We start from the raw sequence: 20,820 nt of genomic DNA on the forward strand, positions 1-20,820 counted from the left end.
CACCCGCCCGCCGGCGCCCAGCCGCTCCCGGCCGACGAGCCGGCGCCCGCCGGACTGCCGTCGGCGGTGCTGCCGCCCGCGGTCCCCGCACCGGTGCGAATGCCGCTCGTCGGCGTAGGCACCGACGTGCACGCCTTCGAGGCGGGCCGGCCGCTGTGGTGCGCCGGGCTGCTGTGGTCCGAGGCGGACAGCGGCGGCCAGGGGCTCGCCGGCCACTCCGACGGCGACGTGGCCGCGCACGCGGCCTGCGACGCCCTGTTCTCCGCCGCCGGTGTGGGCGACCTGGGCGCCCACTTCGGCACCGGACGGCCCGAGTGGTCGGGCGCCTCGGGGGTCACCCTGCTCGCGGAGGCCGCGCGCATCGTGCGCGCCGAGGGCTTCGTGATCGGCAACGTCGCCATCCAGGTCATCGGCGTCCGACCCAAGATCGGCAAGCGGCGGGCGGAGGCCCAGCGGGCGCTGTCCGAGGCCGTCGGCGCCCCCGTCTCCGTGTCCGGCACGACCACGGACGGCCTCGGCCTCACCGGCCGCGGTGAGGGACTGGCCGCCCTTGCCACTGCACTGGTCCTGCCCGCAGGCTGACGCACCCGGCCCGGAGACGCGTCGGTCCGGCCGTCCGGACCGACTTCCTCCCCGGATGCGACGCGGCCCGCTTTGGGTAGGTTCGGTGGTGGTACCCGTAACCCGGCCATCAACCACCGGCCCCGGCCGTGCTCCGCAGGAGCCGCCGGCCGTGCGCCGCGCTCCTGCAGTGCCGGCCGGTGGCGCACCAGTGAGAGAAGGGCACACCGTGGCAGCCACCCTGTCCGACAACCTCAAGCAGCTCCTCGACAGCAAGGTCTTCGTGATGGTCGCGACCGTCCAGCCGGACGGCAGTCCGCAGGTCTCGCCCGTGTGGGTGAAGCGGGACGGCGACGACCTGCTGATCTCCACCACCGAGGGACGCCGCAAGGAGCAGAACCTGCGCCGCGACCCCCGGGTGACCGTGGTCGTGCAGCCCGCCGACTCCCCTTACGCGTACGCGGAGATCCGCGGCACCGCCACGCTCACCACCGAGGGCGGTCAGGAACTGATCGACGAGCTCTCGCAGAAGTACACCGGCACGAGGTACGCCGAGTTCAACCCGGCCTCGGCCCAGGAGGCGCCGCGTGTGGTGGTGCGGGTCTCGCCGCGCAAGGTCGTCGGGCAGGGCGAGATCGTCTGACGCGCCGGCCGGACCCGGGCCTCCCGCCGCCGGGCCGGCACCCCGCCCAGTGGTGCCCCGCGCCGACGGCACGGGGCACCGCTCGCTTCTACTACCCTTGACGGGTGACCATTCGCCTGTACGACACCAGCGCCCGGAAGATCCGTGATTTCACCCCGCTCACCGCGGGCGCCGTCTCGATCTACCTGTGTGGTGCCACCGTGCAGGCCGCCCCGCACATCGGGCACATCCGCTCGGGCCTCAACTTCGACATCATGCGCCGCTGGTTCGCCCACCGCGGCTACGACGTCACCTTCGTCCGCAACGTCACCGACATCGACGACAAGATCATCACCAAGGCCGCCGAGCAGGGACGCCCCTGGTGGGCCATCGGCTACGACAACGAGCGCGCGTTCAACGAGGGCTACCACGCGCTCGGTTGCCTGCCGCCCACCTACGAGCCGCGCGCCACCGGGCACGTGCCCGAGATGATCGAGATGATGGCGGCGCTCATCGACCGCGGCCACGCCTACGCCGCCGAGGGCAACGTCTACTTCGACGTGCGCTCCTTCGAGGGCTACCTGTCGCTGTCCAACCAGGAGCTGGACAACCTGCTCCAGCCCTCGGGCGAGGGCGAGACGGGCAAGCGCGACCCGCGGGACTTCGCCATGTGGAAGGCGGTCAAGCCCGGCGAGCCGTCGTGGCAGACGCCGTGGGGCCCGGGCCGTCCCGGCTGGCACCTTGAGTGCTCCGCCATGGCCCACAAGTACCTCGGCCGGGCCTTCGACATCCACGGAGGTGGCGTCGACCTCGTCTTCCCGCACCACGAGAACGAGATCGCCCAGTCCAAGGCCTACGGTGACGACTTCGCCACCTACTGGCTGCACAACGCCTGGGTCACGATGAGCGGCGAGAAGATGTCGAAGTCGCTCGGCAACTCGGTGCTGGTGTCGGAGATGGTCCGGCGCTGGCGGCCCATCGTGCTGCGCTACTACCTCGGCACCCCGCACTACCGGTCGATGATCGAGTACAGCGAGGAGGCCCTGACGGAGGCGGAGACGGCCTTCGCCCGGATCGAGGGCTTCGTCCAGCGCGCGGTGGAGCGGGCCGGCGCGGTCGAGCCCGCCGCCGAGGTCCCGGCCGACTTCGCGGCCGCGATGGATGAGGACTTCGGCGTTCCGCAGGCCCTCGCGGTGGTGCACAACACCGTCCGGCAGGGCAACGCCGCTCTGAGCGCCGACGACAAGGACGCCGTCACCACCTGCCTCGCCGAGCTGCGTGCCATGCTGGGTGTGCTGGGCCTCGACCCGCTCGACGCCCACTGGGCGGCAGGCGCGGGCGGCGGCGACGAGCTGCACGGCGTCGTCGACTCGCTGGTCCGCCTGGTGCTCGACCAGCGGCAGGCCGCCCGCGCACGCAAGGACTACGCCACCGCCGACGCCATCCGCGACGAGCTGCAGCGGGCCGGCCTGGTCATCGAGGACACCCCCGGCGGAGCCCGCTGGGAGCTCAGCCGCTGACGTCCCCCGCCGTCACCCCACAACCGGCAGCACCGCACCACTGGCGGAACCGGCACGACCGGCGCCACCGCACGACCGGCAGCACCGCCGACCGGCGCGCGCAGCCCCCGAAGCAGCCCGACCCGCAGTACCGAAGGCAGAGAGTAGGAACTCCCATGGCCGGCAACAGCCAGCGGCGCAACCGCCGCACGTCCAACAAGAAGGGCGCGCAGGTCGGCAGCGGCGGCAACCGGCGCCGCAGCCTGGAGGGCAAGGGCCCGACGCCGCGCGCCGAGGAGCGCAAGGGCCACCCCAAGCAGCGCCTCGCGCAGGTCCGCGCCCGCAAGGCCGCCGGCCGTCCCGCGCCGCGCCGCGGCGGCCCCAAGGGCACCTCCGAGCTGGTCGTCGGGCGCAACCCGGTCGTCGAGGCGCTGCGTGAGGGCGTGCCCGCCAACACGCTCTACGTGCAGCAGTTCATCGACAGCGACGAGCGGGTCCGCGAGGCGCTGCGCCTGATCGCGGACCGCGGCGGCATCAACCTGATGGAGGCCCCCCGGGCCGAGCTGGACCGGATGACGAACGGCCTGAACCACCAGGGCCTCGTGCTCCAGGTCCCGCCCTACGCCTACGCGCACCCGGAGGACCTGACCTCCGCCGCGCTGGACGCCGGTGAGGACGCGCTGATCGTCGCGCTCGACGGAGTCACCGACCCGCGCAACCTGGGCGCGGTGGTGCGCTCCGCCGCGGCGTTCGGCGGACACGGCGTGGTCGTGCCCGAGCGGCGCGCGGCCGGCATGACCGCCGGCGCGTGGAAGACGTCCGCCGGCGCGGCGGCGCGCATCCCGGTGGCGCGGGCCACCAACCTGACGCGTGCGCTGGAGACCTACCAGAAGTCCGGGCTGACCGTCGTGGGCCTGACGGCCGACGGCGGAACGGACCTGACGGACGCCGCCGCGCTGGAGGGGCCGGTGGTCATCGTGGTCGGCAGCGAGGGCAAGGGCCTGTCCCGGCTGGTCGGCGAGACCTGCGACGTGCTGGTCCGCATCCCGATGCCTGGCGGCGGAGAGTCGCTGAACGCGGGTGTGGCAGCCGGGGTGGCGCTCTACGAGGCCGCGCGCCGCCGCCGCTGACCGGCGCGGACGTGCGGGCCGTGCGCCGGGTGCGGGCCCAGCCGGGAAGCGGCCCACCAGGGGCTTGACGGGTCGCGGACAGATCGGGCGGGTCAAGGCAGTGTCCTTAACGTCCGTCACTCGGTTAGATGAGCGTGGACACCAGAACACCCCGCACGCCTACCGGGACGAACCCGGGCGGCTTTGACGACGACCCGGTGCTCAGCTCGGTCAAGGTGCCGAGCGACCCCGCACAGGTCATTGTCAACAACGCCAGCTTCCGGGTAAAGCTCGCCACGCCGACTCCCACCGGCAGCGCGTTCGCCGACACCGCCCAGCTGCCCGCGGTCGACGGTGCCAGGCGGCGCGCGCCCGTGGTGTGGAGCGGGCGGAACGCGCCGGGTGACGGCGGCCTCAGCCAGCTGCTGCACGCCGCGCACGCCCGTGGCGGCGGTGAGTCGGCGGGGGGCACCACCCAGGTGCTGCCCCGGGTCGACGCCGAGCGCGCCGCGCACCCCACGGTCGTCAGCCCCCGGGCACCCGAGCCGGACCGGCCCCTGCTGCAAGGGGTGCGGCCGGCCGAGGGCGCCTACGACGAGCCGTACGGACCGGGGTCCGGCACCACCGGCCCCCACGACCGCGACGGGCTCGACCGCGACGCCTACGACCGCGACGCCTACGACCGGCGCGAGAGCGCCCGCGCGAACGACGCCGTCCGGCACGCCTACTACCCCGGGCGCCGGATGAACCTCGGCGTGGTGCTGCTGCCGCTGCGCATCTTCCTGGGCTTCATCTCGATCTACGCAGGCATGGGCAAGCTCACCGACCCCGTCTACTTCGACGGTGGCGAGCGGGGCTCGATGGTCAGCTGGCTGACCTCGCTGGAGCCGTGGGCGATCGCCTCGCCGCTGCACTCCTTCGCGGTGGCGCACCCGGTCGGCTCCGGCCTGACGGTCGCGTTCCTCCAGGTCATCGTCGGCGTGCTGACCGTCTGCGGCCTGTGGCAGCGGGTCGCCGCGTCCTGCGGAGCGCTGCTGTCCGCGGCGCTGCTGCTGACGGTGAGCTGGCGCATGGTGGCCGCCTACGACGCGCCGGACATCATCTACCTGGCCGCCTGGTCGCCGCTGATCATCGCCGGGGCGCCGGTCTACTCGCTGGACGCCAGGCTCGCCGGTGAGGCGTGGCGCCGCCTCGGCCCGCGCGCCGGGCTGTGGGACCTGCGCCGGCGGGTGCTGCGACGCGGCACGATCATGGTGACGCTGATCGCCGGACTGGCCCTGCTGATCGGCTCGGTGCTCGGCAGCGCGGTCCGCACGGCCGGGGTCGCCACCGTGCCCGAGCCGGGCGAGCCGCCGCGCAACTTCCTGCCCGGTTCCCCGCTGCCGTCCACCCCCGGGCAGCGTTCCGGCCGAGCCACGCAGGGGCCGACCGCCGGCCCCACCGCCGGCCAGTCCTCGGCCCCCGCCACCCAGGAGCCGACCGCGGGGACCACACAGGAGACCAGCGGCACCGCCCCCACCGGTGAGACCGCCGGCCAGCCCAGCCAGGACCAGACGGTCCAGGCGCCCCCGCAGCAGCAGGCCCCGCCTCCGCCCGCGCAACAGCAGCCCCCGGCGCCCGACCCGGCGCCCGGCACCTCCGGCGGCGGCGCGCCCGCGCCAGGCGGTGGCGACAGCGGAGGCGGGGGCTCCGACGGCGGCGGCGGTGACAGCGGCGGCACCACCGGCGGTGACGGCGGCGGCAGCGGCGGCGGAGGCAGCTCCGGTGGCCGCGGCGCCCTCGGCGGCCTCCTGGGTTGAAGGGATCTGCTGGGCCTGCCCCTCTGAGCTTTCGAGCCTCTGAACCACTGAGGCTCTGAACCACTGAGGCTCTGAACCACTGAGGGGCGCGGCCCCACGGCGAAGGGTGGGGCCACCGGCTGCGACCGGTGGCCCCACCCTTCGTGCTGCCCGACGGCGTTGCCGGGCCAGGCCGCAGTGTCCCCGGCCAGGCCCGGTGTTCAGGCCAGCTCCGGTGTTCAGGCCAGGTCCGGCCTGGTGGCCCGGTCACGTGGGCGGGCGGGCGGTCGGTCGGGCGTGTCAGGCGAGCGGGTCAGGGGTGCCGCGGTGGGCGGCGAGTTCCCTGGCGGCCTCGGTGAGGTCCTTGGCGGTGTCGATCGCGCGCCAGTAGGCGCCCTGCGGCAGGGAGAAGCCCGCGAGCCGGTGCTCCCGTGCCAGCCGCGGGAACGTCGTGCGCTCGTGGTCGCCGCGCTCGGGCAGCAACTCCGCGAACCCGGGGGAGAGCACGTAGACGCCCGCGTTGATCTCGTACGCGGTGGGCGGTGACTCGATGAAGTCCACGACGTGCCCGAAGCCGTCGGTGCGCACGGCTCCCCACGGCAGGCGCGGGCGGGCCAGGGCCAGCGTGGCGACGGCGTCGCGCTCGGTGTGGAAGGCGGCCATGTCGCGCAGCGGGAAGCGGGTCCAGATGTCGCCGTTGGTGGCGTACCAGGGCTCGGCCGGGCGGGGGAGGGCCGCGGCGGCGAAACGCAGTCCGCCGCCGCGGCCCAGGGGTTCGTCCTCGACGACGGTGGTGATGCGCAGCGGCAGGTCCGCGTCGGCCAGCCACCGCTGCATCACCTCGGCGAGGTGCCCGCAGGAGACCACGACGTCGCTCACGCCTTCCTGGGCGAGCCAGGAAAGCTGATGGCCGATGATCGGCGTCCCCGTACCGGGGATCTCGATCATCGGCTTCGGCTTGTCGTCGGTGTAGGGGCGCAGCCGGGAGCCCTGGCCGCCGGCCAGGATCACCGCCTGGGTGGGTGCGTGCGGAGCTGGCGTCATGCTCCGCACGCTATCCGGGCGCGGCGGACGGACCGCCTCAGCGGGAGCCGTGGCGACTCGGCGTCGTCCCCGCAGCCGCTCGGCGGGACGGCCGCCGGGACGGCGCCCCACCGGCTGTTCGGGCGCTCAGCGGGAGTCGGCGACGCCGGAGGCGAAGGAGGTGTCGCACACCGGCCGGGAGAAGCGCTGGGCGCGCTCGGGCGTGCCGTACTTCTGCACTGCCGCCTTGCCCAACTCGCGGGCGATGCCCGCGCAGTGCTGGGCCAGCGACGGCCGCCGCTCCACGGAACGCTGCAGGTTCGTCAACGCGACGCCCGGGTTCTCCTCCTGGAGTTGGACGAGGAGCTTCTCCTGGAGTACCTCGTGCGGGGCACTCGCGGGAGTCCGGCTCGCCTCCTCCTCGGCGGCGGCGGTGAGCATCTGGGCCTCCGAGGGCTGGACGGCCCAGGGCACTCTGGTCACCGCGAGTGTCCCGGAGAGGACCAGGACGACCGGAAGGACGAGGGCGAGAGTTCTGCCGATACGGCGCGCTGCCTGATTCACTGGTGACTTCCTCGCGAAGGGATCCCGGCGGTACCGGGTCGGAACGGTGCCCGGGAGGGGTTCGCCTGTGATGGTAGCGAGGAGTGGTGATTTGGCGACATTTAGTCACCCTGATGAGGGAACAATCCCTCGATATGGCGATCGCCAGGTTGACGTACGGAGATCGAAAAGGGGCCGTACGCCCGCTAGGTGCGAAAGTACGGCCCCAATCCCTACCCTTGCCGCCCGCCGCTCACTCCCGCGGTGAGACGGGCTCCCGCGAGGCGGCAGGCGGACGGCTGGCGGACGACCCGGAGGGTCAGTCGCTCAGGCGCTCGCCGGTGGAGGTGGCGAAGACGTGGCTCTCGCCGGCCCGCGGCAGGACGTGGATCTGGGAGCCCTTCTCCGGCACGGCACGGCCGTGCACGCGGACCACCAGGTCGCGGGTCTCGCCGCCGATCTCGGTGGTGCCGTAGACGAACGCGTCGGCTCCCAGCTCCTCGACGACGTTCACGGTGACGGCCACACCGGCCGGCTCGTCCTTGGAGAGGGACTTGCCGGTGTCCCCGTTCACCAGGTCGAAGTGCTCAGGGCGGACGCCCACCGTGACCGTCTTGTCGCCCTTGTTGGCGGCCTCCGCCACAGCCTCGCGCTCGACCGGGACGACGCTGTTGCCGAACTTCACGCCGCCGTCGGTGATCGGCACCTCGATGAGGTTCATCGCGGGCGAGCCGATGAAGCCGGCCACGAACAGGTTGTTGGGCCGGTCGTACATCTCGCGCGGTGAGGCGATCTGCTGGAGCAGACCGTCCTTGAGGACGGCGACCCGGTCACCCATCGTCATGGCCTCGACCTGGTCGTGCGTGACGTAGACGGTGGTGATGCCCAGGCGGCGCTGCAGCGACGCGATCTGGGTACGGGTCTGGACTCGCAGCTTGGCGTCGAGGTTCGACAGCGGCTCGTCCATCAGGAACACCTGCGGCTCACGGACGATCGCGCGGCCCATCGCCACGCGCTGGCGCTGACCGCCGGAGAGCGCCTTCGGCTTGCGCTCCAGGTACTCGGTGAGGTCGAGGATCTTCGCCGCGTTCTCGACCTTCTGGCGGATCTCGTCCTTGGGCACACCGGCGATCTTCAGCGCGAAGCCCATGTTCTGCGCCACCGACATGTGCGGGTAGAGCGCGTAGTTCTGGAACACCATGGCGATGTCCCGGTCCTTCGGCGGGAGGTGGGTGACATCGCGGTCACCGATGCGGATCGCGCCGCCGTTGACGTCCTCCAGCCCGGCGAGCATGCGCAGGGAGGTGGACTTGCCGCAGCCGGAGGGGCCGACGAGGACGAGGAACTCGCCGTCCTCGATCTGGATGTCGAGCTCGTCGACGGCGGGCTTCTCGCTACCCGGGTACACACGGGTGGCCTTGTCGAACGTGACCGTAGCCATGCTGTTGTCTCCTTCACCGGCAGGAACGTGCCGGACGATCCGAGTAAAGGTGGAGTTTTGGTGTAGTCCACTGGACGCGGACATCGCCGTGACGCTACCTGGCGGACCGCGCTTTGTCAGTAGTTCCCGCCGGGGAGAACCGCCGGTCACCGCCCGGCCACACCCCGGGCGGGCCCTCCGGACCTCCCCCCGTGTCCCTCCCGGCGGCAGCACCGCCGACGGCACCCGAAAGCCCGTGGCTGCCCGTCCGCGGCGCTGTGTAGAGTGGACGAGCCCGCGCGGCCCCCACCCGCCCGCGCGACGCGCCTCCTTAGCTCAGCTGGCCAGAGCAACGCACTTGTAATGCGTAGGTCGTCGGTTCGACTCCGACAGGAGGCTCAGTGAAAAGCCCAGGTCAGACGGTGTCTGACCTGGGCTTTTCGCGTTCCCGTCCTGCTCCGGCCTACCGGGATGGCTCGTACTGGCGCTGTGTGGCCAAAGCGTGGCGCGACCTGGGTCCGGTCACCGATCTGGAGTCGGGTCACAGCAGAAGCACTACCGCCGTGCCCCACAGCAAGGACAGGGCCACCAGCGGTGGCCCGATCGGCATGCCCTGCCGCCCCGTTGGCGCCTCCTCCAGCGGCCGCAGTTCCGGGCGGAGCAGGAGCGCCTGCAACTCCCCGGCGGCGCGCACCGCATGCGGGTCGCGGCCCAGACGGCGCTCCAGCCACGCCCAGCCGGTGGGGGAGAGCTCGACGGGGGAGTCCTTGGTCCGGGCGACCCGGATGCCGTCGTCGGAGTGCTGCACGGACATGATCACGTTCCACGGGATCCGCCGCACGCGCCACGCTCCCGTCACCCACAGTCCGTCACGGTCGGCGGTGATACGCCAGGCGAGCGCCGTCGCCACGGCCGTCACCAGCCACGGCAGGCCCACGGCCAGCAACAGCCCACCCCACGACGGCCCGCCCTCGAGCGCGGCCCAGATGCCACCGCCCTGCACAAGCAGCAGGCCGGAGCCCACCGCGCGCGAGAAGCCGTGCGCCGTCCACACTCGCGGTGCCGCTGTGGGTGTCATGCCGGCTGCGATCTCTTCGCAGGGCCGCCCAGGGCTCTCGTGTCTACGGCGCTGCGGTCCGCGTCGCCGCACCAGTCCCGGAACGGCCGGTTTCACCGCGGTGACACTGCACTCCACCGACACCTCGTCGTCGTCCGCGCCGTCGCGTGCGACGAAGGCGACCTCGGCGCCGGCGTAGGGGGCGCCGTACAGGACGGCCTCGCGCAGGGGCGGGGGAGGATCCTCGCCCTTGAGGATCTCTGTGACCTTGCCGAACTCGACGACGAGTTCGGGCCCGTCGCCCGCGTCGCCGCGGTCCTCACCGGCGTCCTCGTCCTCCTCCTCGTCCTCGAATGCGTACTGCGAGTGGAAGTGCAGGATCGGCCGGAGGCCCTGCGGGTCGTCGGCTGCGAACACCCAGGTGCGGCCGTCGTCGTGTCCCTCGCGCACCAGTACGTGCAGTACCGGCAGCGGCTCGCTCCGCAGTCGCTTCGCGCGTGTCCGGCCGTCCACGCCGTTCGCGAGGAACGCCAGCCCCGCGACGGAGCCGACCAGTGCCACCAGCTCCCAGTCGAACGTGTCGTACGGCTCCGCGACCAGCGCCGCCCAGTCGCCGTCCACGACGATGTCAACCCGGCTGTCCACGGGGAAGTCCTCGGGGTAGGCCGTCTCGAAGCGATGGGTACGTCCGTCGGCCTCCACTTCGAGGAAGTCGACTTCGTCGCCCTGCTCCAGGGCCGTGACCCGTCCGGACAGCTGAGCCGCTCCTGCGGCCCGCTCCTCGTAGGCGTCGACGACCTGCTGTACCTGCCAGCAGCCGAACCCGGCGACGGCCAGCATCAGCGCGGCCATGAGGAAGGAGATCCGGCCCCGGCGGAAAGTCCGTGCGGCGGCGGGCAGCGGCTGGGTGACCGGCCCGGCAGCCTCCAGAGCCTGCGCCCGCTGCCGCCCCGCGACGACGAGCCGGTGGACGATCCCGACGGTGGTGAACGCGGCGGCCATGAGGAAGGCGAGTGCGGACGGTTCGCCGAGCGCCGCCGTGAAGTCGCCCTCCACGGCGAACCCCACCAGCGCGGCCGCGAGCCCCGCGAGCGCGAGCCGCGGCTGCCGCCACACCCAGTACAGGGTCAGCACCAGCACGATGGCTGTCCCAAGGCCCAGCCAGTCGGTACCGCACGGGTCGGCGGACGTGCACGGGGCGACGGGGCCCGCCACCGTGTCCCACGCCCCCGAGGTGACCAACGCCAGCAGCGCCCACAGAGGGTGCGCCCACCGGGCGGGGACGGCGGCGAGCCAGCGCTGGGCGTCGGGAGTCCGCCACACGGCGACGCCGGGCGGTATGTGCTCGGCGGGCAACGGCAGGGGAAGTCTGGTCACCCGCGCATTATGACCACGCGCGATACACCAGGCGGCAGTAGGCCCCGCCCCGGCGGATCGCGGTCGGATCAACAAGCGGAGCGGATTCGGGTCCCGGCGGGGATCCTTGCTGTCGTCTGCAACGACGAGGCCGTGGAGTTCGGTCTGGGACGGCGGGTGACGGCAGGTGACGGCGGGGGTGTCACCCCAGGCGGCGCAGGGGGGTGCCGGCGAGGTAGGCGGTGATGTTCTCCACGGCCTGGGCGTAGTACGTGCGGTAGTTGCTCTGGGAGACGTAGCCCAGGTGCGGGGTGGCCAGGAGGCGGGGGGCGGTGCGCATCGGGTGGTCGGCGGGCAGCGGCTCGGTGTCGAAGACGTCTACTGCGGCGCCGGCGATCCGGCCCTCGTACAGAGCGGCGAGCAGGGCCTGCTGGTCGACGAGGGCGTCGCGGGAGGTGTTGACCAGGTACGCGGTCGGCTTGAGCAGGGCCAGTTCCGCGGCGCCGAGCAGGCCGCGGGTGCGTTCGCCGAGGACCAGGTGCAGCGAGACGAAGTCGCTGGTGCTCAGCAACTCCTCCTTGCTGGGCGACAGTTGCACACCGACCTCGTCGGCGCGTTCCTGGGTGAGGTGCGGGCTCCAGGCCGTCACCTCCATGCCGAAGGCGAGGCCGACGCGGGCCACCTGGCTGCCGATCCTCCCCAGGCCGAGCAGCCCGAGGCGGCGGCCGTTCAGGTCGGTGCCGACGGTGGACTGCCAGGGCCCACCGGCGCGCAGGACGTTGTTCTCGGTGACGATGCCGCGGGCCAGGCCCAGCAGCAGCGCCCAGGTGAGTTCGGCGGGCGGGGTGGAGGTGCTCTGCGTGCCGCAGACCGTGACGCCGTTGCGTTCGGCCGCCGCGTGGTCGATGACGCTGTTGCGCATGCCCGACGCGATGAGCAGCTTCAGTTGGGGGAGCCGGTCGAGCAGGGAGGCGGGGAAGGGGACACGTTCCCGCAGGGTGACGGCGATGTCGAAGGGGGCCAGCGCGGCGGCGAGTGCGTCCTCGGTCGCGAAGTGCTCGGCGAAGCTGACGACCTCCACCCTGTCCTGCACGGGACTCCAGTCGGCGGCGGTGGCGGCGGCGTCCTGGTAGTCGTCGAGCACGGCGCAGCGCAGTCGCATGGGGTTCCTCTCGGTCCTCCCGGCCTCTCCCGGCGCGGGTCAGGTGGCGGGCGGGGCGGTGTCGCCGTAGGGATTGGCGGGGGTGGGGACTGGGGTGACGGCGGCGGCGTCCACCGCGAGGGCGTCCCCTGTGCCGGGGCGCCAGGTTCCGGTCAGGACGATCCAGGTGTCGACCGGCGGCGCCTCGGCGCCGTGTACGCGGACCTTGAGGCTGACGGAGTCGGCGGCGCAGCAGCTCACCAGGTGCCGGGTGAGGAACCAGCCGCCGCCGGGCCGGGGCGTGACGAAGCCGGTGAGGGCGACGGTCCGGCCGTCGAGTCCGTTGCCGTCGTCGCGCGTGACCCGGCCGGTGAACTCGGTCATGGACAGCCGCACCGGGTCCGAGGCGGGCAGCTTGCCGTACTTGCTGGGCAGCTCCACGGTCAGGCCGCCGTCGCGGGACGCGGTGTAGGAGCCGAGCGGAGGCGGCGGGAAGAGCAGCAGGGCCAGCACCGGCACGAGCAGCAGCCAGGCGACGAGCGGCGGCCGGTCGTGGTGGTGACCGTGGTCGTGGCCACTGCCACTGTGCTCGTCGGCGGACGCGGGAACGTCCCGGGGCGGCGGGGGCTGGTTGCCGCGGCTGACGAAGGGGAAGCCGTCGCGGGCGGCGCCGATCAGGCCCAGCACGATCAGCAGCACGCCGGAGGCGATGAGGAACGGGCGCAACCCCTCCTTGACGTACCGCAGGTACATGTCGGTGAGCAGCGCGACGTGCAGCATGGCCGCGCCGGCGAGCAGGACCACCAGGGTCTGGACGTTGCGTCTCACAGCAGCCACCAGCCGACGAGGGAGGCGACGGCGATGGCCAGGACGGCCGTCACCGACGAGAACCGCAGCGCGAAACCGCGCCCGAACGTGCCTGCCTGGAGTGCGATCAGCTTCACGTCGACCATCGGGCCGACCACCATGAACACCAGGCGCGCGGTGGGGGAGAAGCCGGTCAGCGACGCGGCGACGAAGGCGTCCGCCTCGGAGCAGACGGCGAGCACGATGGCGAGCAGCGCCAGGAACAGCACCGACAGCCACGGCGAGGACGCGAAGGTGTCCAGCACCGAGCGGGGTACCAGCACGTTGAAGGTCGCCGCGGCCATCGCGCCGAGCACCAGGAACCCGCCCGCGTGCAGGAAGTCGTGCTGGAACGAGCGCCGGAACTCCTCCCAGCGGCCGTGCCCCGGCTGGTGCCCGCGCTCACGCCCCGGCAGGCGCAGCCACTTCTCACGCCCCCAGCGCAGCCACAGCCACCCCATGAGGGCGGACACGACCAGGGAGGCGAGCAGTCGGGCGAGGACCATCTCGGGGCTGCCCGGGAACGCCACCGCGGTGGAGACGAGCACGATCGGGTTGACCGCGGGCGCGGAGAGCAGGAACGCGAACGCCGCGGCGGGCGTCACCCCGCGGCGGATCAGGCTTCCGGCGACCGGCACCGACGCGCACTCGCACCCCGGCAGCAGCACCCCGGCCGCGCTCGCCACCGGCACCGCCAGGGCGGGCCGCCGGGGCAGCGCCCGCTGGAAGACCCGGGCCGGGACGAAGGCGTTGACCGCGCCCGAGACCAGGGTGCCCAGCAGCAGGAACGGCACCGCCTGCACCGTCACCGCCACCGCGATGGTCTGCCAGGCGAGGAAGCCCGGGTGCCGCAGCCACGCCACGGCGTCGGACGCCAGCACCAGGGACAACAGGAGCAGGGCGGAGAGCACCCCGGCGACCAGCACCGACGCGGGCAGGCGCGTCGTAGCGGGCGGTCCGGCCCGGTCCGGCGGCCGGACCGGTGGCCGGACCTGCGGGGGCCTGTCGGTGCCTGTCACCCGCACGATGATACGGAAATGGGAACCGTTCTCAGCGCTGGGCGGGTGGTGCGATGCGCGACGGGGACGGGCGGGCGCAGTCGCGCAGTACGCAGGTCAGCCAGCGGACCGTGCTGAGATTGCAACTCCCCAGGTCGACGAGTGGTTTGGGCTCGTCCCGTGCGCAGGAGACAGGGTCGACGCGCAGGGAGGGCAGCACGATACCCACCGACCGCAGTGACGACTTCAGCTCCTCCACCGCCTGCTCGGCTTCCTGGATGCGCTGCACCGCGGCTCGGCGTTCCTCGTCGGACATGGGGGGAGCCTTTCGTTGTTCCTTCACGGGGGGCTTTCTCCCCGAAGTCTCCCTGCGTGAAAGCTACGCTCACCAGGGGTAGCGGATTGAAGTCGTCGACGGAGAAACGGGGGCGCGATGCCGGGACCGAAGAAGCTCGACCCGGGGGCGTCGGTGGCCGCGCTGCTCGGGACGAAGGTGCGCAAGCTGCGCAGCCGGGCCGCACTCACCCAGCGGGACCTGGGCACCAAGGTCTTCGTCACACACACCCGCATCGCGCAGATCGAACTCGGCACGGCCCCGCCCAACCGCCGCCTGACGGAGTCGCTGGACCTCGCGCTGAAGGCGGAGGGCGACCTGCTCGACATCTGGGACCTGCTGGACTACTCACCCCTCCCGCAGTGGGCCGAGCGCTACGTCCGGCTTGAATCCGAGGCGGTTGAAATCTGCAAGTCCAGTGCGGTCGTGCCGGGCCTGCTCCAGACCGAGGGTTACGCCAGGGCCATGCTCAACACGGGCAGGCCGGGCTGCGAGGAGGTGTTGCAGGCACGCGTCGCCACGAGGCTGGGTCGTCAGAACGTGCTCGACCGCACGGAGGCTCCGGTGCTCTGGTGCATCATCGACGAGTCGGTTGTGCGGCGCCCGGTGGGCGGACGCGAGGAGATGCGCAGCCAGTTGGCACATCTGGTCCAGGCCGCCGCCCGCCCGCGCGTCGTGCTCCAGGTGCTTCCCTTCGACCAGGGGGAGTACGCGGCGATGGACGGCGCGCTGACCGTGCTGACGCTGAGCGACGGCAGGCGCGTGGCCTACCTTGAGGGGCACAACTCCGGTGTGCTGGTGGAAAATCAGGCCCGGGTGAGTGAACTGGCACTCACCTACGACTTGTTGCGGGCGCAGGCGCTGCCCCCGGACAGGTCGGTTGCCATGATCCGCGAGGCGATGGAGGACGGTTGCTGATGCGCGGCACAGGACCCGGGCGAGCGGCTTCCGGTTGGCGTAAGAGCAGTTACAGCAACACCGCCGGCGGTGACTGCCTCGAAGTGCGGGACGGGGTGGCCGGGTGGGTGCCGGTGCGGGACAGCAAGCGGACGCGTGGGCCCGTGCTGGTGTTCCCGGCGGCGTCCTGGGCGGCGTTCACCGCCGGGCTGCGGTAGCGGCTGCTCTCGAAGGGCAGTTGGCCGCCGGCCTGGCGGCTGCGGCTCAGCGGACCTTGCGGTAGGTGAGCGGGGTGCCGCCGCTGCCGACCAGTTCGCGTACCAGGGTGCTGTCGCCCTGCATGGTCAGCCGGGACCACTGGCCCGGCGAGCAGGCCGTGGGGTTGCCCTGGGTGACGGCTGAGGGGCCGAGTTCCAGCGGGGGTCCCGCGGACCGCAGCGTGGCCGACCACCGGCAGTCGTGGCCCGGCCCGCGGCCGACCAGCGTCATCACCTGCTCGCCGAGCTTTCCCCTGCTGAGGGTCAGGACCCGGGTGTTGGTGCCCTCCGCCGTGTCGAAGCTCGCCTGCCAGGTGCCGAGGTACCGGTCGGGCACGTCGCCGGTCGCGGATGGCTCCTTCGGCGTCTCCTCGGGGTCCTGCGGGTCTTTTGACGTGTCCCCCTTCGCCTCGCCGGAGGCGTCGGGCGACGGGTCGGGGGACGTGGTGCCGGCGGAGTCGCCGGTCTCCAGGGAGCCGGAGCGGTTGTCGTCGGTGCCGGCGGAGGAGCGCCGGTCGTCGTCGGAGGCGATCCCGACGTAGACGGCCACGCCCGCCAGGGCGGCGACGGTCAGGGCGGCGGCGGCCAGCGGCAGCGTCCAGTGCCGTCCGGTGCGCGCGGGCGGCGCGGCGGGGGGCGGGGCGGTGCCGTAGGGCGTGGTGTGGCCGTAGGGGTGGGTGGGTCCGTAGCCGTACGCCGGGTGGGGGGACGGGGCGGGTTGCGGGGCTGCGGGGCCGGGGTACGTTGCCGGGCCGTACTGGGCCGGAGTCGCGGGCAGCGCGGAGGGCGTGGCGGCCACGGAGGGGCCGGCGGGCGCGGAGGGTGCGGCAGGCGCAGGCGCAGAGGACGGGTCGGAGGCTGCGGCGGCGGTGGCCGCCTTGGCTTCGGCGCTCTCGGCAGGGTCCCCGCTGACGCCCCCGCCCCCGCCCCCGCCCCCGGTCGCCGGGTCCGGGCCGCCGTCCCCGCCCCCGCCCCCGTCCGGGGCTGCGTCCTCGCGGTCGAGGAGCTGGACGGCGTGGCGGCCCAGTTGGGCCACGAGCGCGGCGGGCAGCCACGGCTCGCGGAGGCGGCCGTCGCCCAGGGTCTGACCGGCGTCGGTGCGGCGCAGGATGTCGCGCGGCAGCGGGCGGGCCGCCGGGTCCTTGCGCAGGCAGTCGCGGACGAGGTCGGTGAGCCCGTCGGGCACGCCCGACAGGTCGGGTTCCTCGCGGGCGACGCGGTACATCAGCGCGTGGCTGCCCACGTCGGAGTCGCCGAACGGGAAGCGTCCCGTGGCGGCGAAGGCGAGGACCGAGCCGAGGCAGAAGATGTCGCAGGCGGGCGTGACGGGCCGCCCGAGGACCTGCTCGGGCGACATGAAGCCGGGCGAGCCGATGACGGCCCCGGTGCGCGTCAGTCCGCCCTCGGTGGCGGCGTCCAGGGCGCGGGCGATGCCGAAGTCGATGACGCGGGGGCCGTCGATGGTGACGAGCACGTTCGACGGCTTCAGGTCGCGGTGCACCAGCCCGGCCGCGTGGATGTCGCTGAGGGCCTGGGCCAGTCCGGCGGCGAGGATGCGTACTGTCCGGTCCGGCAGCGGGCCGTGCTCGGTGGAGACGACGTCCAGCAGGCTCGGCCCGGCGATGTAGCCGGTGGCGACCCACGGCACCGGTGCCTCGGTGTCGGCGTCGAGGACCGGCGCCGTCCACCGTCCGCCGACCCGCCGGGCGGCCTCGACCTCCTGCCGGAAGCGGGCGCGGAACTCGCCGCGCTCCGCCAGCTCGCGGCGGACCAGCTTGACGGCGACCGTCCGGCCGCGATCGGAACGCGCCAGGTACACCTGTCCCATGCCGCCGGCTCCCAGACGGGCCAGCAGCCGGTAGGAACCTATGCGCCGCGGTTCGTCCGGCCCCCATGAGTCCATGGCTGTGCGGTCCCTCCCCGTCCCGGAATCCCAACGCCGTGACCCTAACGCGCCCCGGGCCCGCGCCTCCGGGCTGTTGGCCAAATCGTTCCGGCCCGCCCCCCATGCGCAACGGGTGGCTGCGGTCCGGGCGGGCACGTTCACAGACGTGCGGCGGCAGGCGGCCGGTTCCCGGACCGTCCCCGCTGCCGCCCGACTGCATCACCGCCACCGCGCCCGGTGTCACTCGAACGGCTGTGCCCGTCTTTCCCGGGGGTGCGGCGCGGGGGAGGGTGGTCGGCATGTGGTCCCGGCGAGTCGTCGCGGGCACGGCCCTGCTGCCGCTCGCCCTGCTGGTCCCGGCGCACGCCCCACCGCCGGGCCTGCGGCCGCTGCCCGCGGGCGTGGCGTCCGGGCGGACGGACGCGGCGCGGGCCGACGCCCGGGACGCCGCACGTCCGGCGATCGTCGGCCGGGGTGCCTGGGAGGCGGACGAGGACCTGGTACGGGAACCGGCCACCTACACGGGCCGGCCGCGGGCCGTCTTCGTGCACCACACCGCGCACGGCAACACCTACGACTGCGGGGACGTGCCCGAGATGCTGCGCGCGCTGCAACGGGAGCACGTGCTGAGCATGGGCTGGGACGACGTCGGCTACAACTTCCTGGTCGACCGCTGCGGGACCGTCTACGAGGGACGCGCGGGCGGGGTGTCCCGGCCGGTGCGCGGCGCGCACACCAAGGGGTTCAACGCCGACAGCGTGGGCGTCGCCGCCATCGGCACGTTCGGGGCCGGAACGGAGGTGCCGGAGGCGGTGCTGGACTCGTTGGTGCGACTCACGGCGTGGAAGCTGCGGCCGGGGGCCGATCCGCGCGGCCGGGTGCGGATGGTGTCCAGCAACAGCGAGAGCCGCTTCCCGAAGGGCACCCGGGTCCGGCTGGACGTGGTGTCGGGCCACCGGGACAGCTTCCGCACCCGCTGCCCGGGTGACGCGCTGCACGACCGGCTGCCCCGCATCCGCGAGGACGCCGCGCGCCTGCGCCGCACCGCTGCCGCGACCGCGCCGGGCGGCGGCTGACGACAGGCTGGGAGCCGCCCGCCGGAGCCGCCCGCCCGGTCTACTCCTCCTCGGACTCCCGGGCACGGGCGCGTTCGCGGTTGAACTCCTCGACGTGCCGCTGGTGTTCGGCGTAGTCGGAGGTGAAGCGGGTGTCGCCGGGACGCACGGTGACGAAGTACAGCCAGTCGCCCTCCGGCGGGTCGACGACGGCCCGCAGCGCCTCCCGGCCGGGGTTGCCGATGGGGGCGGGCGGCAGGCCGCGGTGCCGGTAGGTGTTGTAGGGGCTGTCGATCCGGGTGTCGTCGCGGCTGGTGTCCAGGGAGCTGCGGTCGAGGGCGTAGTTGACGGTGGAGTCCATCTGGAGCGGCATGTCCCGCTCCAGCCGGTTGTGGATGACGCGGGCGACCCGGCCCATGTCCTCCTCGGTGTCCGCCTCGGCCTGCACGATGCTCGCCGCCGCCACCGCCTCGTAGGTGCTGAGCCCGTGCCGCTTCGCGGCCTCGGGGATGCCTTCCGCCTCCAGCGTGCTGTTCGCCGTGTTCACCATGAACGACAGCAGCGCGGACGCCGTGGTGTCGTCGGTGACGGGATAGGTCGCGGGGAAGAGGTAGCCCTCCGGGTTGCCGTCGGCCTCCGGGGGCAGGGCGAGCGAGGCGTTGCGGGCGGCGCGTGCCGTGGTGCCCTCGTCCAGCCCGAGCGCGGCGTCGGTGGAGGTGTACACCTGGGAGGCGCGTCTGCCCTCGGGCACGAGCAGCGAGTCGTCGCGCTTCGCCTCCCGGTTCCGGTCGGTGAGTTGGACCACCAGGACCACACCCAGCAGCACCAGGACGCACCCCAGCGCCGCCCACACCAGCCACCTCTTTCGCATAACTGCACCGTAGGGGGACGAGCGCCGCGACGCACCAGCGCCTGCGGCACCCGGCGTACCTCCCGGCGCCCGGCGTACCCTCCCGGCACCCGGCCAACCTCCTGGCGCCCCGCCGTACGCGCTGCCGGTTCAGACGCGGGGGAAGCGGGCGAGCAGGGACCACACAGCGGGGTTGTCCGCCAGGCCGTCGTGCATGTCGGTGAGGTCGGCGACCAGGTCGTGCAGGAAGTCGCGGGCCTCGCGGCGCAGCGCGGCGTGGTTGAGGTTGAGCGGACGCTCCTCGGCGGGCTGCCAGTCGGCGCTGATCTCGACCCAGCCGAAGCGCCGGTCGAAGTACATGCGGTCGGCGGACTCGGTGAAGTCCAGCTCGGCGTGCTGCGGCTCGGACGCCCGGGTGCCGCGCGGATCGCGGTCCACCTGCTCGACGATGTCGCACAGGGCCCAGGCGAAGTCCAGCACCGGCACCCATCCCCAGGCTGTGGACAGCTCCCGGTCGGTCTGCAGGTCGGCGAGGTAGACGTCCCCGCAGAACAGGTCGTGACGCAGGGTGTGCACGTCCGCCGTCCGGTAGTCCGTCTGCGGGGGGTCCGGGAAGCGGCGGGAGAGCGAGTAGCCGAGGTCGATCACCGTCCGATGGTGTCACGGGCCCCCGGCTGCACCCTCCCCGGTCGCCGCCCGTGCGGTCGCGGCGGACCCCCGGGACGCGGGAACGCCCCCGGCCGGCTGCCGGAGGCGTTCGCGGGCCGCACGCCGGGGCGCGCGGGAGGTCATGCGGTGGTGCGGGTCGTACGGGTGTGACGGCGGGTGGGGCTCAGACGCCGACGCCGTAGTCCGACGCGATGCCCGTCAGGCCGGAGGCGTAACCCTGGCCCACGGCGCGGAACTTCCACTCGTCGCCGTTGCGGTACAGCTCACCGAAGACCATGGCGGTCTCGGTGGCGGCGTCCTCGCTGAGGTCGTAACGCGCGATCTCGGCCTCGCCGGCCTGGTTGACGATGCGGATGAACGCGTTGCGGACCTGGCCGAAGTTCTGGCTCCGGGCCTCGGCGTCGTAGATCGAGACCGGGAAGACGATCTTGTCGACCTCGGCGGGCAGCGTCGCCAGGTTCACCTTGATCTGCTCGTCGTCGCCCTCGCCCTCACCGGTGACGTTGTCACCGGTGTGCTCGATGGCCTGCTCGGGCGAGACCTTGTTGTTGAAGAAGATGAAGTGCTGGTCGGAGTGAACCTTGCCGCTCGCGTTGACCGCGATGGCGCTGGCGTCCAGGTCGAAGTCCGTGCCCGTGGTGGTGCGGACGTCCCAGCCGAGACCGACGGTGATCGCGGTGAGGCCCGGCGCTTCCTTGGTGAGCGAAACGTTGCCGCCCTTGGACAGGCTCACAGCCATGGGAGATGTCCCTTTCGTCGTGGGTCCGTTCGTCGGATCCTTGCTCCGACGACGGTACAGTCACCTTCCCCAACGCCGTGGGTGTTGCGGCGGTTCCACGCCACACAGAACTCCTGTTGCGCGATCGTGCGCCCCGCAGTGGCGGAACGCACCTCGAAAAGAACGTGCGCCGGGGCGTGCG

General features: G+C 73.1%; 20 protein-coding genes and 1 tRNA gene. 9 read left to right on the top strand and 12 right to left on the bottom strand.

From position 1 onward, the window contains the following. The first annotated feature begins 99 nt into the window (after positions 1-99). The 5 genes from ispF (at position 100) to QNO07_RS03205 (ending at position 5,590) form a co-directional block, all read left to right on the top strand. Complete coding sequence (ispF, locus tag QNO07_RS03185; RefSeq protein WP_283990060.1) at positions 100-582, top strand: 2-C-methyl-D-erythritol 2,4-cyclodiphosphate synthase; 483 nt, start codon at positions 100-102, stop codon at positions 580-582. Between the two features lie 208 nt (positions 583-790). Next, positions 791-1,204: a PPOX class F420-dependent oxidoreductase gene (locus QNO07_RS03190; protein WP_283989836.1), complete on the top strand. Its 414-nt coding sequence runs from the start codon at positions 791-793 to the stop codon at positions 1,202-1,204. Positions 1,205-1,308: 104 nt separating this feature from the next. Continuing rightward, positions 1,309-2,703 carry a cysteine--tRNA ligase gene (gene cysS, locus QNO07_RS03195; protein WP_283989837.1) on the top strand — a complete coding sequence of 465 codons (1,395 nt, stop codon included), beginning with the start codon at positions 1,309-1,311 and terminating at the stop codon, positions 2,701-2,703. A gap of 155 nt (positions 2,704-2,858) precedes the next feature. Continuing rightward, on the top strand, positions 2,859-3,812 hold the full coding sequence (gene rlmB / locus QNO07_RS03200; RefSeq protein ID WP_283989838.1) for a 23S rRNA (guanosine(2251)-2'-O)-methyltransferase RlmB: 954 nt from the start codon (positions 2,859-2,861) through the stop codon (positions 3,810-3,812). Positions 3,813-3,940: 128 nt separating this feature from the next. After that, positions 3,941-5,590 carry a DoxX family protein gene (locus tag QNO07_RS03205; protein WP_283989839.1) on the top strand — a complete coding sequence of 550 codons (1,650 nt, stop codon included), beginning with the start codon at positions 3,941-3,943 and terminating at the stop codon, positions 5,588-5,590. Between the two features lie 279 nt (positions 5,591-5,869). Here QNO07_RS03205 and QNO07_RS03210 read toward each other — a convergent pair whose 3' ends face one another. The 3 genes from QNO07_RS03210 to QNO07_RS03220 form a co-directional block, all read right to left on the bottom strand. Next, a complete protein-coding gene (locus tag QNO07_RS03210) occupies positions 5,870-6,613 on the bottom strand; it encodes a nucleotidyltransferase family protein (protein WP_283989840.1) in 744 nt (247 codons plus the stop codon). Positions 6,614-6,739: 126 nt separating this feature from the next. Continuing rightward, on the bottom strand, positions 6,740-7,156 hold the full coding sequence (locus QNO07_RS03215) for a hypothetical protein (protein ID WP_283989842.1): 417 nt from the start codon (positions 7,154-7,156) through the stop codon (positions 6,740-6,742). Positions 7,157-7,454: 298 nt separating this feature from the next. Then, positions 7,455-8,576 (bottom strand): ABC transporter ATP-binding protein, encoded by a 1,122-nt coding sequence (locus QNO07_RS03220; RefSeq protein WP_283989843.1) that lies wholly within the window; start codon positions 8,574-8,576, stop codon positions 7,455-7,457. Between the two features lie 304 nt (positions 8,577-8,880). On the opposite strand from QNO07_RS03220, the gene QNO07_RS03225 reads away from it, so the two are divergent. After that, positions 8,881-8,954 (top strand) — tRNA-Thr (locus QNO07_RS03225). A gap of 142 nt (positions 8,955-9,096) precedes the next feature. Here QNO07_RS03225 and QNO07_RS03230 read toward each other — a convergent pair. From QNO07_RS03230 to QNO07_RS03250, 5 genes are all read right to left on the bottom strand, one after another. Then, positions 9,097-10,989, bottom strand: coding sequence for a hypothetical protein (locus QNO07_RS03230; protein ID WP_283989844.1), 1,893 nt, complete (start codon positions 10,987-10,989; stop codon positions 9,097-9,099). Between the two features lie 181 nt (positions 10,990-11,170). Beyond that, positions 11,171-12,130, bottom strand: a complete 960-nt coding sequence (locus QNO07_RS03235) for a D-2-hydroxyacid dehydrogenase family protein (RefSeq protein WP_283989845.1) — start codon at positions 12,128-12,130, stop codon at positions 11,171-11,173. A gap of 39 nt (positions 12,131-12,169) precedes the next feature. After that, positions 12,170-12,937, bottom strand: coding sequence for a TIGR03943 family putative permease subunit (locus QNO07_RS03240; protein ID WP_283989846.1), 768 nt, complete (start codon positions 12,935-12,937; stop codon positions 12,170-12,172). Then, complete coding sequence (locus QNO07_RS03245; RefSeq protein ID WP_502961763.1) at positions 12,934-13,974, bottom strand: permease; 1,041 nt, start codon at positions 13,972-13,974, stop codon at positions 12,934-12,936. The genes QNO07_RS03240 and QNO07_RS03245 overlap by 4 nt, the downstream gene beginning before the upstream one ends. A 31-nt stretch (positions 13,975-14,005) precedes the next feature. Then, positions 14,006-14,269: a hypothetical protein gene (locus tag QNO07_RS03250; protein ID WP_283989847.1), complete on the bottom strand. Its 264-nt coding sequence runs from the start codon at positions 14,267-14,269 to the stop codon at positions 14,006-14,008. 117 nt (positions 14,270-14,386) lie between these two features. On the opposite strand from QNO07_RS03250, the gene QNO07_RS03255 reads away from it, so the two are divergent. Then, positions 14,387-15,205: a Scr1 family TA system antitoxin-like transcriptional regulator gene (locus QNO07_RS03255; protein WP_283989849.1), complete on the top strand. Its 819-nt coding sequence runs from the start codon at positions 14,387-14,389 to the stop codon at positions 15,203-15,205. Then, positions 15,205-15,402, top strand: a complete 198-nt coding sequence (locus tag QNO07_RS03260) for a DUF397 domain-containing protein (protein WP_283989850.1) — start codon at positions 15,205-15,207, stop codon at positions 15,400-15,402. The genes QNO07_RS03255 and QNO07_RS03260 overlap by 1 nt, the downstream gene beginning before the upstream one ends. Positions 15,403-15,448: 46 nt before the next feature. Here QNO07_RS03260 and QNO07_RS03265 read toward each other — a convergent pair whose 3' ends face one another. Beyond that, on the bottom strand, positions 15,449-17,344 hold the full coding sequence (locus tag QNO07_RS03265) for a serine/threonine-protein kinase (RefSeq protein ID WP_283989851.1): 1,896 nt from the start codon (positions 17,342-17,344) through the stop codon (positions 15,449-15,451). 281 nt (positions 17,345-17,625) lie between these two features. Here QNO07_RS03265 and QNO07_RS03270 point away from each other — a divergent pair, with 281 nt between their 5' ends. Continuing rightward, positions 17,626-18,402, top strand: coding sequence for a peptidoglycan recognition protein family protein (locus QNO07_RS03270; protein ID WP_283989852.1), 777 nt, complete (start codon positions 17,626-17,628; stop codon positions 18,400-18,402). A gap of 40 nt (positions 18,403-18,442) precedes the next feature. Here QNO07_RS03270 and mltG read toward each other — a convergent pair whose 3' ends face one another. From mltG to QNO07_RS03285, 3 genes are all read right to left on the bottom strand, one after another. Then, the gene (gene mltG, locus QNO07_RS03275; protein WP_283989854.1) at positions 18,443-19,252 is read right to left on the bottom strand and encodes an endolytic transglycosylase MltG; all 810 of its coding nucleotides are present in this window, start codon (positions 19,250-19,252) and stop codon (positions 18,443-18,445) included. 129 nt (positions 19,253-19,381) lie between these two features. Next, entirely contained in the window at positions 19,382-19,879 is a 498-nt protein-coding gene (locus QNO07_RS03280; RefSeq protein WP_283989855.1) for a hypothetical protein, read from the bottom strand. A 184-nt stretch (positions 19,880-20,063) separates the two neighbouring features. After that, a complete protein-coding gene (locus tag QNO07_RS03285; RefSeq protein ID WP_283989856.1) occupies positions 20,064-20,639 on the bottom strand; it encodes a TerD family protein in 576 nt (191 codons plus the stop codon). Positions 20,640-20,820 lie beyond the last annotated feature (181 nt).

It is taken from the genome of Streptomyces sp. 549 (assembly GCF_030124175.1).
In the GTDB taxonomy this organism is placed as follows: Bacteria; Actinomycetota; Actinomycetes; order Streptomycetales; family Streptomycetaceae; genus Streptomyces.

What these genes read in the sequence shown, in the direction of transcription:
- ispF (WP_283990060.1), top strand. Translation starts at nt 100, where the DNA reads ATGCCGCTCGTCGGCGTAGGCACCGACGTGCACGCCTTCGAGGCGGGC.
- rlmB (WP_283989838.1), top strand. Translation starts at nt 2,859, where the DNA reads ATGGCCGGCAACAGCCAGCGGCGCAACCGCCGCACGTCCAACAAGAAG.
- QNO07_RS03205 (WP_283989839.1), top strand. Translation starts at nt 3,941, where the DNA reads ATGAGCGTGGACACCAGAACACCCCGCACGCCTACCGGGACGAACCCG.
- QNO07_RS03210 (WP_283989840.1), bottom strand. Translation starts at nt 6,613, where the DNA reads ATGACGCCAGCTCCGCACGCACCCACCCAGGCGGTGATCCTGGCCGGC.
- QNO07_RS03220 (WP_283989843.1), bottom strand. Translation starts at nt 8,576, where the DNA reads ATGGCTACGGTCACGTTCGACAAGGCCACCCGTGTGTACCCGGGTAGC.
- QNO07_RS03235 (WP_283989845.1), bottom strand. Translation starts at nt 12,130, where the DNA reads ATGCGACTGCGCTGCGCCGTGCTCGACGACTACCAGGACGCCGCCGCC.
- QNO07_RS03250 (WP_283989847.1), bottom strand. Translation starts at nt 14,269, where the DNA reads ATGTCCGACGAGGAACGCCGAGCCGCGGTGCAGCGCATCCAGGAAGCC.
- QNO07_RS03255 (WP_283989849.1), top strand. Translation starts at nt 14,387, where the DNA reads ATGCCGGGACCGAAGAAGCTCGACCCGGGGGCGTCGGTGGCCGCGCTG.
- QNO07_RS03260 (WP_283989850.1), top strand. Translation starts at nt 15,205, where the DNA reads ATGCGCGGCACAGGACCCGGGCGAGCGGCTTCCGGTTGGCGTAAGAGC.
- QNO07_RS03265 (WP_283989851.1), bottom strand. Translation starts at nt 17,344, where the DNA reads ATGGACTCATGGGGGCCGGACGAACCGCGGCGCATAGGTTCCTACCGG.
- QNO07_RS03270 (WP_283989852.1), top strand. Translation starts at nt 17,626, where the DNA reads ATGTGGTCCCGGCGAGTCGTCGCGGGCACGGCCCTGCTGCCGCTCGCC.
- mltG (WP_283989854.1), bottom strand. Translation starts at nt 19,252, where the DNA reads ATGCGAAAGAGGTGGCTGGTGTGGGCGGCGCTGGGGTGCGTCCTGGTG.
- QNO07_RS03285 (WP_283989856.1), bottom strand. Translation starts at nt 20,639, where the DNA reads ATGGCTGTGAGCCTGTCCAAGGGCGGCAACGTTTCGCTCACCAAGGAA.